Origin of the sequence: Arcobacter sp. L, assembly GCF_000284235.1 — a bacterium.
Lineage (GTDB): Bacteria > Campylobacterota > Campylobacteria > Campylobacterales > Arcobacteraceae > Aliarcobacter > Aliarcobacter defluvii.
On the sequence record NC_017192.1, the window covers coordinates 572,587 to 585,451 of the forward strand.

The window sequence follows — 12,865 nt, forward strand, 5'->3', positions numbered from 1 at the left end:
TATAACATCTTTTTAAATTAAAATAAACTGAATCATGAAAAAATTATTTTAAATAAAAAGTAAAAGTTATAGTAGTCCCACTATTTTCGATACTTTTTATTGTAATATCACCTTTATGAATATCAACAATTTTCTTTAATATTGACATTCCAAGACCTGTTCCACCTGAGTTTTTATTTCTACTTTTATCAGTTCTATAAAATTTTTCAAATATTTTTGTTTGTTCATTTTTAGCAATTCCTATTCCAAAATCTTGAATAGAAATATTTAAAGAATCATCTTTTTTAAATATTTTTACAATAACTTTTGTATTTTCAAAACTAAATTGAATAGCATTTTTTATAGCATTTTTTATAGCAATTTTTAATAAGTTTGGAAAACCTTTCAATTCTAAGCTATCTTCAACTACAAAAGAAACCTCTATTTTATGAAGTTTGGCAAAATTCTTAAGTTCATTTATTGCTTCATCTGCTATTTCATCAAGATAAAAATTTTCTTGTTTATCTATAATTAAATCTTTTTCATTTTTTGCTAAGAAAAGTAGATCATTTATCGTTTGTTCAATTAGACAAATTTCATCTAAAGAGGTTTTTAATGCCTCTTTATATTCATCAATTGATCTATCTTTTCTTAATGTAACTTCCATTTCACCTTTTATTATTGTAAGAGGAGTTTTTAATTCATGAGAAGCATCAGAACTAAATTGTGAGATTCTTTCAAAAGAGTTTTCAAGACGAGACAAAAGATTATTAACTTCATTTATTAATTGGCATATTTCATCTTTTGTTTTTCTTGTTTTTAATCTTGCTGACAAATCATTTGCATTTATTTGTTTTAATTCATCTAAAATATTTTCGATTGGTAAAAATGATTTATAAATTACAAAATTACCACCAATTACAGCAAATATAAGAATTATAGGTAGAATAAAACCAAAAATATAAAGTAAATTTTCTAATGTTGATGTAATCATATCTTTGGTTGTAACTGCTTCTATAATTACGAGTTGTTCACCATGAAAGTCTATTTTTATTCTACTTACTAAATAACTGTTTTGTTTTTCAAATGTAACAATATTTTCTTTTAAATTGTTTAAATAATCATCATTATGTTCGATATTACTTGGGAAATTTTCTGTTTGAATTATTTTTTGATGAGTTTTATTATCCAATATTCTAATATATAAAGGTTCGTATTTATACTCTTTTTCTTCATCAAGTAGAGTTTGAGTAATCTTTTCATTTTCTAATAAATCATCAGTTACATCAAGAATAATTACTTTTAAAGTTGCTTCAAGTTTATCTAAAGTTGAAATTTCTAATGCTTTATATAAAGAAAATGAAAAAATCACTAAAACAATTGTTTGTATAAAAAAATGGTAAATTAAAAGTTTTCTTTTGATTGATAAATTAATCTTCACTTATTTTAAATCCTATTCCTCTAACTGTTTTTATAAGTTTTTTTTCAAAATTCTTATCAATTTTATTTCTTAATCTATAAATATAAACATTTACAATATTACTAATATTAGAATCTTCAAAAGAAGAAAGTGCTTCATTGATTGTTGTTTCACTTAAAACTCTATTTTTGTTTTTTATTAGATATTCAAGAAGTGTAAACTCTTTAGCTGTCAAATTTATATTTTCTTTTGCTCTTGTGGCTGTTTTGTTTAATAAATCAAGTTCTAAATCTGCAATTTGTAGTTTAGTTTGAGTAGTTGTTGTCATTCTTAATTGAACTCTAATTCGTGCAAGTAATTCGGCAAAGGAAAAAGGTTTTGCTAAATAATCATTTGCTCCAATATCTAATCCTTTGATTTTATCTTCAATAGAATCTTTTGCTGTAAGCATTATTATTGGGGTTTGAATATTTGAACTTCTTAAACTTTTGCATACTTCAATTCCATCTTTTATTGGAAGCATAATATCAAGTAAAATTAAGTCATAAGAGTTAACATTAGCTAAATATAATCCCTCATCACCATTTGTTGAGAAATCAACTATGTAACACTCTTCTTCTAAACCTTTTTTCAAAAAGTTTATGATTTTTATATCGTCTTCAATTATTAATATTTTCATAAAAATTATTTTACACTTTTTGTTATTAATTTCAATATAGTAATTTCTGCATCAGCTTTATATCTAAAATTTACACCCCAATATCCCAAACCTTTATTTACATAAATTGCAGTATTTTTTCTATAAAATAATCCAGCTAAAAAAGGTTGAACTAATCTTACTAAATAATGAAATGGGAAAATTTGACCACCGTGGGTATGTCCACATAAAAATAGATTTGAGTCAGAATTTGTAGCAATTTTATAATCTTTTGGTTGGTGAGAAATAAAAATAGAAGGAGAGTTTTTTAAGTAATTTTCTATTTTTTTTTCATCTCTTTTTATTTTAAAGAATTTTGAAAATCTATCAGGTAATCCTGCTAAATGTATAATCTCATTTTTATAGTTAATTTTAAAAGTTTCATTATCCATAAAAATGAAATTAGTTAGCTCTTTTTTTAAATCTTCTAAACCATAAAATAAGTCATGATTTCCACTTATATAAAAAACTTCACTATTTAAAGTATTTAGAATCTTAAGTTGCTCAGTTATGAATTTAACTTTTGTATCAATTATATCTCCTGTAATTACACAAAAGTCAAATTCAAGATTATTACAATGATTTACTAAATCTAAAATCTCTTTTTTAGAAGTTTTTTTATTTATGTGTAAATCACTTAAATGAAGAATTTTTAAATCATTTAATTTTTCATTTTCTACAATTATTTCTACAATTTTAGTATTTGGAATAGAATTCATTTTAAAACTCTATCTAATTCATCTATTGAAGATATAAAATTTATATTTTTGATAAAGCCATTTTCTAAAGAATAAGTTGTAATTTTGTCACTTTGTTTTTCAAATTTTGTATTACTTTCATCATAAATAAGTAATATAGTATATTTATAATCTCTTAGTTTTGGTAATGTAAACATTTTTGTGATTATAGTTGGACTAGATGAAATATTATTTATGAAAATAGCATGATGATTTTCTAAAAAGTTTTCACTCTTTGATGATAAATAATCATTTACCATCATAAGAGTCTTTTTTTGAAAAGTTACAATTATAGTTGAAATGTCACATGTAATTGTATGAATTTTATCAAACTGATCAGTTAATGAAAAATTACTTATTTTATCGTCTATTTTTAGAGTTCCCGCGCTTAAACAATTTATAAATATTACTGATAATATAAGTTTTCTTAACATAATTTATCTTTTTAAATCAATTTTATAAGAAATATCTATTTGATTTCTTACTGTTAAAAAGAACATTGTTGGTGGTTCTAAATTAAAATCTGTTAGATTAAATGAAAATCCACCATCAAATAAAACTTGATTATTTTGTTCTGTAATATTACTTTTTACTGTAACCTCTTTTGAAACACCATTTAATGTTACAACACCATTGATATCGTAATTTGTATCATTTTTTACAATATTTTTTATATCAAAAGATATAGTTTTGAATTTTGGCTCATTTAATAATTCATACATATGAGCATCTCTATCTTTTTTTTGACTAATTAGGCTTAATGTATCAAAATAGATTTTTCCTTTGATTGATTCAATTTTATCATCTATTGATAAATCTGCTTTTACATCTTTAGTTGCTGGATTGATTTCGCTATCTCCAAAAACTTCTGTATGTGCAGTTATTTCACCTTGAGTTATAGTTAAACTATTAGCAAAGGCACCTAAACTTAAAATTAGAATTAGAGCTAATTTATACATATTTTATTTCCTTACTATTTGGTAAATATTCTTTTGTCATTACTCTAAAAATCGCAAATAAAAGAGTAATTGGAACAAAAAGAATTAAATTTGCCAAGGCTACAAAAAGCCCACCACCTGAAGCCATCCATCCTATTAGAACCATATAAAATGAGATTGTTTTAAAATCTTTTTTTCTAATAGTTTGAAGTATTACCACATTGTAATAAGATATTACGAATGGATAAATAATTGATAAAATAAATCCCTCCCTTAAAAAATAAAATAAATATGAAAGTGCAAATAATGTCAAAATCATAAGTTCTTTTTGATTTTTTTCAATTTTAAACGATAAAGCACATACAACTCCAATTACGTGAAATAAAGCAATTTCAAAACTAAATCCATCTCTCCAGATAGAAATAGTTAAATCTCTTGATAAAGATTCAAAAAGTGCTGAATCTAAAAATACCCATAAAACCATTATTAGTAATGAATGATTTATTGTGTCAAATTCTTTTTCTTCATCTTTTGATGGTAAAAATCTTGAAGCTATAAGTGTAATAGTTGTTAAAGCAATTGCAATAAATCCTCTTTGTGATACATCATAGTTAAAAAGCATAGTTCCTGTTACATATGATAAAGACAATGCCAATCCAAGTTCCAAAAATGTAGTTTTTTTCACTTCATTTATAATCAATGGAGCTAAACTTCCAACCGCAAATCCTAAAATAAATAGTGTTATAAAATTAAAATTTGGATATATAAAACTCATAATTAACTGAATAATTAAAAATAGAGATATTTTGTTTTTATTATCTATTTTTATATATGAAACTAATATTGAACCAATAATCCCTCCAATTGGAAGAGGAGCTATTAAAAATAAATTTGATGAAAAGTATTCAACAACACCTGTTTGTGCTATTAGTAAATAGTAACACAATTCACTTGCTATAAAAAATATTAAAATTAATCTTTGCATGTAGTCTCCTTTTCATAAAAAAAGATTAAATAAATGAAAACAAAAGTTAAATCAAAAAGGCAAATCATAAGTGCTTCAATTCCAAGTTTACCACTTGAATATAAGGCAAAAAACATTGAACTTGCAAATACTCTAATAATCACTGATAATTTAGTTAAAATCATTTGATAAGCTTCATTTTTTAAAGCTAGATAGTGAATAATTCCTGTCATACTAACAAACGTAAAAACAACATATTCATAAACTCCACTAAAACTAAATCCTAAAATAGGGTATAAAAAACTTGCAAGTAAAATTAAAAAAACTCCACCTAACCCATCACTTAAAACTCCAATTAGATTATAAAATCCTAGTTTTGAGTATGAAGTTTGAAGTTTTATAAAAGCAAATATAAAACCAAATGCAACTAAACCAAACAGAGTTCTAAATATCCAAAGTGTATGAGTTGGAATTGAACTAAATCCAGCTTGTGTAAATCCTGAGATACTTAAAGCTGTAAAAATTCCAATAATTCCAACTAAATAGATTTTTAAAAATATATCTTTGTGTAGTTCTTTGATATGATTTATAAACATTGAAATAACCATAAAAAATACTCCAATTCCCATAGCAATATGAGCATGAGCAACTATTAAATCATTTCTATGAAATATCCATCTAATTTCAGGAATAAAAATTATATTACCTTCAATATCAACAAATAAAAAAGCTAAAATAGAAACTAATAGAGCTTTTTTAGCAACATCACTGATATTACTATCTTTATACCATCTATATAAAAGAGGAACATATAAAAGAGTTAAATATTGTAAAAACCACTCTTGGTTGTATGATAGATGACCAACAAAAATTCTATATAAAACTGAACCAAAATAAAAAACTGTTGGAATAATCCATAAGATATTCCATCTAGCTTTAAATTCACCCTCATTTAATAGTTTGATGATTAAATAATAAATAGGAATTAAAGCTAAACTCATTCCAAGTGTATTATCTCCATGTGGTCCAGATACTGTACTTTCAACTTGACCAATAGTTGGATTCATTAAAATCAATAGCGTAAATGGAGCAATTGTCACAACTCTTAAACATACTTTTATCCATAAAGGAAGAACAGTATAAAGTTTGATAAATTTGTATAAAGCTAAAATATAAAATAATCCAGCAAATGCTAATAAGAAATTTAATTCATAAGCAAAATCATAAAAAGCTAAACCTCTATTTTTCCCTAAAAGTAAAGATACAACCATAAATACTAAAAAGATATACCAAATAATAGTATAAAGATTTAAGTATCTAAGCCCTTCACGTGAATTTTCAACTTCTTTATTTATTAGTAAAAAAGGAAGATATGAAAGCATTAATGGAACAAAACCATAAAGCATAAGACTTATATGAATTGCTCTCATATTTACTGGATTTAAGGTTTGTGAATCAATCACAAGTCCCAATAAATTTAATGAATAAATAATTCCAAAAAATAGTCCTAAAGCAAAAAATACAATAGAAATTTTGAAATGTTTATTTATAAAAAGTTCGAAATTAGTTGAGTTATTAATTGATTTTTCCATCTTTTACCTCATAAATTTTATTTGCAAATTTTGCTAGTTCTTTGTCGTGAGTTGCCACGATTATAGTTGTTCCATCAAGGCAAAGATTTTTAAATAGTTCAAAAACATTTAAAGAGTTTTTAGAATCTAAATTTCCTGTTGGCTCATCTGCAATAATTACTTTTGGTTTGTTTATCAAAGCCCTTGCAATTGCAACTCTTTGTTTTTGACCACCTGAAATTTCATTTGGATATTTATCTAATAAATTTTCAATTTTTAAAAGTTTTAATAGATTGTAAATCTCATCATTTGATGCTTTTTCATTAGCAAGTTTTATATTTTCTTTAACTGTTAAATAGTTGATTAAATAATGAAACTGAAAAATAAAACCTATATTTGTTTTTCTAAAATTATCAATATCTTTTATATTTTTGTAATTTGTATTTTCAAAAAATATTTCACCACTTGTTGGTTTTAGAAGTGTTGATAAAAGTGATAAAAGTGTAGATTTTCCACTTCCACTTTCCCCTATAATTGAAACAAATTCACCTTTATTTATCTCTAAATTTATATTTTCTAAAGCTAAATCTTTGTTGTAATAATGTGTTAAATTTAAAGCTTTTATCATATTTTATTTCCTTGAATAAGCTCAACAGGGTCAGTTTTTGCAGCATTTAATGCAGGAATAATTGAACCAATAATCGCCATTAAAATAGAAGTAACAAAGATATAAAAGGCTAGTTCAACAGATATTTCACCATTTACATAACCTTGTAAACTTTTTGCATTTTTTACAAAATATAGAGTTACATTTGAGATAATTAAAGCACTAATGAAACTAAAAACGCCAAGTAAAAAGCTTTCAACCATTATTGAATAAACAATTTTTGATGTTTTTATTCCTAAAGCTCTTTTAATACCAAACTCAGCTTTTCTTTGGTTTATTGTAATACTCATAAGACTTACAATTCCAAGAAGCCCCATAGAAAATGCGATAAATGAAATAACATTTGATGAGGTTTTTATGATTTTAAATTGATTATAGTTATCTACAAAATTTTGTGTTGATTTAACATCAATTTCATCCGATAAATTTTTAATTTCTTTTATAATATTTTCAATATTTGCATTTAAAGTTGTATTTATCAAAATCATTGAAGCAGATTTATTAAAAATCTCTCCTGCTTCATCTATATTTAAAACAACTCCACCATTTTCAAAACCAATTTCACTTTTAAAAACTCCAGAAATTTTAAAAGTTTTATTTGCTATTTGAATTTCATTTTTGTTTGATAATTGTTCAAATATTGATTTCCCAATAATTACTTCATTTTTTGATGGATTTGAGCCTGCAATTAAAGTGTAGTTTTTAAATCTATTTTGTGTTACTCCATAAACTGCAACAATTGGAAGTTTTTCAACAGGACTAGCTCCCACAGTCATTGCAGAAGTATCTTTTATATCTTTTAAATTATTTATTTTTTCAACTAAATTGATATTTACATTTGAAAAAAATGTATCAGATATTTTTGCTTGAGTAACTATGATATCTCCATCACTTTTTAGCATTGAAGAGTACATAGAAATTACTCCATTTGAAATAGAACTAATTAAAAAGATTGATACTATTGAAAATATTAAACTTAAAATTATTAAAAAAGTTTTTAGTTTATTTGCAAATAATGCTTTAAATGCATATGAAATCAAGATTATCCTTTCTTATTTTTTGAAAGTTTAATCTTCGAATATGAACTTATAATGAATTAAATATGAATTTTTATTCATAATTTAGATAAAATACAAAAAAAATTAGGAAAAAATAATGAAAAAAGAGTTGATAAAAATAATAAAAAAAGCAGGAAAGATTTTAAAAAAAGGTTATTATTCAAATAAAGATGTAACTTTTAAAGCAAAAAAAGATTTAGTAACAAAATATGATGTTGCGGTTGAAAATTATTTAAAAGAAAAATTTACAAAAAAATTTAAAGAGTTTAATATAATTGCAGAAGAATCAGATAATACAAATATAGAATTTAATAATTCAATTATAATTGATCCAATTGATGGGACAACAAACTTTGTAAATGGAGTTCCTCATACTGCAATTTCAGTTGGAGTATATAAAGATAAAAAACCATATTTAGCAATCGTTTATAATCCAATTTTAGATGAATTATATGAAGCTAAAACTGGTAAAGGTGCATATTTAAATGGTAAACAATTAAAAGTAAGTGATGAAACAGAGTTACAAAAAGCACTTCTTGCTACAGGATTTCCATATACAAGTGGTTCAAATGAAGATGATTTAAATGATGTTGTAAAAAAAATAAAAGATATTTTACCTCTTTGCCAAGATTTAAGAAGACTAGGAAGTGCTTCAATTGATTTATGTTTAGTAGCACGTGGAACTTTTGAAGGTTATTATGAAATGAATTTAAAACCTTGGGATGTAAGTGCAGGAGTTTTAATTTTAAGTGAAGCTGGTGGAAAGATTACAAATATAAATGGTGAGGAATATAATCTATTTGAAGATAAATATATAGTTGCAACAAATGGAAAAATTCATGATGAATTAATAAAAAATTTGAATTTACTATAGATATAAAAGTGTTCTAAAAAGGGCTTATTTAGTGATAATTAAATATAATAAATATAATAAATATTGGAAAAAGGTTTTTTAAATGTGTGGAATTGTTGGATATATTGGTAAAAAAGATACAACTAAAATATTATTAGATGGTTTAAAAGAGTTAGAGTATAGAGGTTATGATAGTGCTGGAATTGCGGTACTTAAAGATAATAAAATTGATGTTTTTAAAGCTTTAGGAAAACTAATTAATCTTGAAGAAAAAGTAAATATTTCTGCAGCTCATGATTATCATCTAGGAATTGGACATACAAGATGGGCAACACATGGAAAACCAACAGAATTAAATGCACATCCACATTTAGGTGAATACTCTTATGTTGTTCATAATGGAATTATTGAAAACTATAAAGAGTTAAAAGATGAATTAATACAAAAAGGTCATAAATTTGTATCTCAAACTGATACAGAGGTTATAGTTCATCTTTTTGAAAATTATAATAATAAATTAAATGATTCAACTTTAGCTTTCAAAAATACAATCACAAGACTTGAAGGTGCCTTTTCGATTCTTTTAATTACAAAAGCAGAGCCTTCAAAAATATTTTTCTTCAAAAATGGAAGTCCGTTAATTGTAGCACGAGGAAATGAAGAAGAAGAAGTTTTATTTGCATCATCTGATGCTCCTTTGATAGGTTTAGCTTCAGATGTTGTGTATTTAGAAGATGGAGTTGGTGGAATTGCTAGTGCTTCATATATAGAATTTTTTTCAGATAATTATAGCTGGTCAACGCTTCCAACTTCAAAACAATTTGCTCAAAAAGATGGATATAGATTTTTTATGGAAAAAGAGATTTATGAGCAAAGTAGTGTTGTAAGTGATTGTATGTTAGGAAGAATCAAAGATAATGAAATTTTATTTGATGAGATAAATTCTTCTATACTTGAGGGTATTAATGAAATAAAAATATGTGCTTGTGGAACTTCTTATCATGCAGGACTTACATCTTCTTATTTATTTGAAAGATTATCAAAAATAAAATGTAATATAGAAGTTGCAAGTGAATTTAGATATAAAGAACCACTTTTAACAAAAGATACATTATTTATTGTTATTTCTCAAAGTGGAGAAACTGCTGATACACTTGAAGCTTTAAAAATGGCAAAAAATGCAGGTTTAAAAACTTTGGTTATTTGTAATGTTGATAATTCATCAATGACAAGAGTTGCAGATTTTACAATTTTAACTCGTGCTGGAATAGAAAAAGGAGTTGCTTCAACTAAAGCATTTTCTACTCAAACAGTAGTTCTTTGGATGTTGTCTTTATATTTTGGAAAAATCAAAAATACAATATCTATTGAAACAATGCAAAAAGAGTTACATACATTAAGAGAAGTTCCAAAAGCACTTTGTATTAGTGATAGAATACATGAAAAAACAAAAAGATTATCAAAAAGATATTTACATGGACATGGTTTTTTCTTTATAGGAAGAGATGTATTTTATCCATTAGCACTTGAAGGTGCTTTAAAATTAAAAGAGATTTCTTATTTACATGCAGAAGGTTATCCTTCTGGTGAAATGAAACATGGACCAATAGCATTAGCTGACCCTGAATTATTTACAATAGCATTAATGCCTCAAAATTTATTATATGACAAAATTAAATCAAATGTTGAAGAGTTAAGTGCACGTGATAGTACAATTTGTGCAATTTCACCACTAGATTTTGATTTAGCTGATGATTTTATAAAAATTAATAAGCTTGAACATTATATGTTAGAATTTTTTGAAATGTTAGTTGTACTTCAACTTTTTTCAATGGAAATTTCAATACGACTAGGAAATGATGTTGATATGCCAAGAAACTTGGCTAAATCTGTAACAGTAGAATAATGAAAAAATACCTATCATATATTCTTCTAGCACTTCTTTGCTATTTACTGTATGAAAATGCAGATTCTAAATTTATAGTTGCAGGTGTTGGAATATTTATAATAGGTATGCATTTTATGGAAGATGGGTTTAAGCTTTTTAGTGGAGGAATGCTAGAAAAGCTTATTTCTAAAAGTACAGATACTACTTATAAAGCTATAGGTTTAGGTGTAATTTCAACAGCAGTTCTTCAAAGTTCTTCTTTAATTGCAATAATCGTAATCTCTTTTTTATCTGCAAAACTTATTACTTTATCAGGTGCTATAGGAGTTGTTTTTGGCTCAAATGTTGGAACAACTGCAACAGCATGGATTGTTTCATATTTTGGAATGAAAATAAATATTGAAGCACTTGCGCTTCCTATGATTATTTTTGGTGTAATTTTTAGATTTTATAAAAATAAAACAGTTCAAGGAATTGGAAATATTCTTTTAGGTTTAGGTTTTGTTTTTCTTGGTATTGGATATATGAAAGATGGATTTGAAGATTTAAAACAAGGAATAGATTTATCTCAATTTGCTATTGAAGGTTATAAAGGAATATTTATTTATATCTTAGTTGGAATAGTTGCAACAATAATTATTCAATCAAGTAGTGCTACTTTAGCTTTAACTATCACTGCACTTGCGACAGGACAAATAATATATATAAATGCAATTGCAATTGCAATTGGTGCAAATATTGGAACAACAATTACAGCAGTTATGGGTGCAATGGTTTCAAATTCAAATAGTAAAAGAATGGCTTTAGCTTTACTTATATTTAATACAGTAACTGCTGTTATTGTGACATCGATTTTATTTTATTTTGTAGATTTTATTGATTATTTATCAAAAAATATTGGAATTGATGAAAAAGATTATGCGATGAAATTATCTCTATTTCATACAGTATTTAATATTTCTGGATTATTTATATTTTCTTTTTTTATTCCAAAACTTGTAAATTTTTTGAAAAAACTTTTTGTAGAAGACAAAGAAGTTTATATTCAAAATACAAAATTTTTAGATATGCAAGTTGTTGCCGTACCATTTGCAGCATTAAAAGCTACACGAAAAGAGACTGTTCATTTATATGAAAATGCAAGTGAAGTTTTAAGTCATGCTATTATGCTTCATCGACATAGATATTTAGGAAAAACAGATATCTCTTCTATTGTAAAAGAATCAACAGATATTATTGAAGTTAATATCGAAGAGTTTTATCAAACAAGAATAAAATCTTTATATAGTGACATAATTGATTATTCAACATATTTTATAAACGATTTAGAAGGTTCAGAAAGAGCCTATTTATATGAATTAAGAAGTGCTTGTCGAGATATAGCAGAAGCTGTAAAAAATACAGAAGAACTACAAGAAAATATCTCCAAATATTTATTAAGTAATAATGATTATATAAAAGATGAATATAACTCATTAAGAGAAGCAATAGCAAAAACAATAAATACAATAAATGAGATAAAAAGTAGTAAAGATGAACTAGATGTTTTAGCAAAATCAGAGTTATTAAAAGAATATTTAAAAAGCTTAGATGTTATTGCAACTGGAAGAATAGATGTGTTAATTAGAGAAAAAAGAATTGATAAAAAAATGGCAACAACTTTACTAAATGATAGTTCTCATGCATATAATATTATAAATAAATTGATAAATGTGGCTAAAATATTATGGATAGAAGATCTTACTATTAAACAATTAGGAGAAGATTATGAAGCTGGAAAAAATTTATGAAAAAATCAAAGAATATTTGTTGCTAATTGAAGAAGATAAAGATTTAGAAGAAAAAAAAGTAAAAAAACTTCAAGAAAAAATAGAGAATAAAATATCTAAACTAAAAGAAAAAACTAAATTTTCTAAAAATATTGAAGAAGAGAATAAATTAAAAGAAGAGATTTCAATTCTTAAAAAATTTAAAAAACAATTGAAAGAAAAAAAGTAAATAACAGCAATTTTTAGTTAAGATAACAAACTTTTTGTCTTTATGGCAAATTGAATTCTTTAAATTTTTATTTTAAAATTTCTTAAACATATTAT

The 12,865-nt window shown here is 24.6% G+C and carries 13 protein-coding genes; 4 read left to right on the forward strand and 9 right to left on the reverse strand.

Features of this window, described 5'->3' with window-relative positions; genetic code table 11:
* Positions 1-43 precede the first annotated feature (43 nt).
* Genes ABLL_RS02935 through ABLL_RS02975 form a run of 9 tightly spaced genes read right to left on the reverse strand, consistent with a single transcriptional unit; the run spans position 44 to position 8,013 of the window.
* Positions 44-1,420 carry an ATP-binding protein gene (locus ABLL_RS02935; RefSeq protein ID WP_014473292.1) on the reverse strand — a complete coding sequence of 459 codons (1,377 nt, stop codon included), beginning with the start codon at positions 1,418-1,420 and terminating at the stop codon, positions 44-46.
* Positions 1,410-2,078, reverse strand: coding sequence for a response regulator transcription factor (locus ABLL_RS02940; RefSeq protein ID WP_014473293.1), 669 nt, complete (start codon positions 2,076-2,078; stop codon positions 1,410-1,412). Before ABLL_RS02940 ends, ABLL_RS02935 begins: the two co-directional genes overlap by 11 nt.
* Before the next feature lie 5 nt (positions 2,079-2,083).
* Positions 2,084-2,815: a metallophosphoesterase gene (locus ABLL_RS02945; RefSeq protein ID WP_014473294.1), complete on the reverse strand. Its 732-nt coding sequence runs from the start codon at positions 2,813-2,815 to the stop codon at positions 2,084-2,086.
* Entirely contained in the window at positions 2,812-3,267 is a 456-nt protein-coding gene (locus ABLL_RS02950) for a hypothetical protein (protein ID WP_041654639.1), read from the reverse strand. The genes ABLL_RS02945 and ABLL_RS02950 overlap by 4 nt, the downstream gene beginning before the upstream one ends.
* A gap of 3 nt (positions 3,268-3,270) precedes the next feature.
* Positions 3,271-3,792, reverse strand: a complete 522-nt coding sequence (locus tag ABLL_RS02955) for a YceI family protein (RefSeq protein WP_014473296.1) — start codon at positions 3,790-3,792, stop codon at positions 3,271-3,273.
* Entirely contained in the window at positions 3,785-4,756 is a 972-nt protein-coding gene (locus ABLL_RS02960; protein ID WP_014473297.1) for a hypothetical protein, read from the reverse strand. The genes ABLL_RS02955 and ABLL_RS02960 overlap by 8 nt, the downstream gene beginning before the upstream one ends.
* Entirely contained in the window at positions 4,744-6,327 is a 1,584-nt protein-coding gene (locus ABLL_RS02965) for a hypothetical protein (protein WP_014473298.1), read from the reverse strand. Before ABLL_RS02965 ends, ABLL_RS02960 begins: the two co-directional genes overlap by 13 nt.
* Positions 6,311-6,934, reverse strand: a complete 624-nt coding sequence (locus ABLL_RS02970) for an ABC transporter ATP-binding protein (protein ID WP_014473299.1) — start codon at positions 6,932-6,934, stop codon at positions 6,311-6,313. The genes ABLL_RS02965 and ABLL_RS02970 overlap by 17 nt, the downstream gene beginning before the upstream one ends.
* Positions 6,931-8,013 carry an ABC transporter permease gene (locus tag ABLL_RS02975; RefSeq protein WP_014473300.1) on the reverse strand — a complete coding sequence of 361 codons (1,083 nt, stop codon included), beginning with the start codon at positions 8,011-8,013 and terminating at the stop codon, positions 6,931-6,933. The genes ABLL_RS02970 and ABLL_RS02975 overlap by 4 nt, the downstream gene beginning before the upstream one ends.
* A 115-nt stretch (positions 8,014-8,128) precedes the next feature.
* Here ABLL_RS02975 and ABLL_RS02980 point away from each other — a divergent pair, with 115 nt between their 5' ends.
* The 4 genes from ABLL_RS02980 (at position 8,129) to ABLL_RS02995 (ending at position 12,770) form a co-directional block, all read left to right on the forward strand.
* Positions 8,129-8,905, forward strand: a complete 777-nt coding sequence (locus tag ABLL_RS02980; protein ID WP_014473301.1) for an inositol monophosphatase family protein — start codon at positions 8,129-8,131, stop codon at positions 8,903-8,905.
* Positions 8,906-8,987: 82 nt separating this feature from the next.
* Positions 8,988-10,790, forward strand: coding sequence for a glutamine--fructose-6-phosphate transaminase (isomerizing) (gene glmS, locus ABLL_RS02985; RefSeq protein WP_014473302.1), 1,803 nt, complete (start codon positions 8,988-8,990; stop codon positions 10,788-10,790).
* Complete coding sequence (locus ABLL_RS02990) at positions 10,790-12,562, forward strand: Na/Pi cotransporter family protein (RefSeq protein ID WP_014473303.1); 1,773 nt, start codon at positions 10,790-10,792, stop codon at positions 12,560-12,562. Before glmS ends, ABLL_RS02990 begins: the two co-directional genes overlap by 1 nt.
* Positions 12,540-12,770 carry a hypothetical protein gene (locus ABLL_RS02995; RefSeq protein ID WP_041654642.1) on the forward strand — a complete coding sequence of 77 codons (231 nt, stop codon included), beginning with the start codon at positions 12,540-12,542 and terminating at the stop codon, positions 12,768-12,770. The genes ABLL_RS02990 and ABLL_RS02995 overlap by 23 nt, the downstream gene beginning before the upstream one ends.
* The last annotated feature ends 95 nt before the right edge of the window (positions 12,771-12,865 follow it).